Source organism: Dyella jejuensis (genome assembly GCF_044904675.1).
In the GTDB taxonomy this organism is placed as follows: Bacteria; Pseudomonadota; Gammaproteobacteria; order Xanthomonadales; family Rhodanobacteraceae; genus Dyella_B; species Dyella_B jejuensis.
Genome location: NZ_JADIKJ010000076.1, coordinates 1 through 420, shown reverse-complemented (window position 1 = coordinate 420; position 420 = coordinate 1). Strand labels below are relative to the sequence as shown.

At 58.6% G+C, this 420-nt stretch carries 1 protein-coding gene; it reads right to left on the bottom strand.

Features of this window, described 5'->3' with window-relative positions; all coding sequences use genetic code 11:
- Positions 1–420: hypothetical protein (locus ISP15_RS18640; protein WP_404549444.1), on the bottom strand; the 420-nt coding region annotated here is incomplete at both ends.

Here is a 420-nt window from a genome sequence, read left to right as displayed (position 1 = left end):
GACGTATCGTCCAACGTCGAGCCCGCATCCATGTCCAGCGTATTGCCGCTGGCCGTTTCCGTCACCGAGCTGCCATCGCCCAGTTCATCGGTATCCTTGGTACCAGACAGCGTGATACCCGTGCCGTCCAGCGTCAGCGCACTGGAGTTGGAGGTGATCGAAAGCGCTGTCCCGTCGACGATATCTGCCGCACCGCTGTCGATAAGCGTCAACGATGCATTGTTGGCGTCGATCGTGTTGTCGGTCGCAGTGATCTGGTCACCATTAGCGGCAGTGACGACATTCCCGCTACCCACCAAGTCCAGGCTCGAACCGGCATCCAGCGTGATACCCGCATCGCCATTGGCATTGATCGTATCCAGATAGCTGCTGCCGCCATCGTTACTGATCTGGATCGTACTGCCCGTATCGGCGTTGATC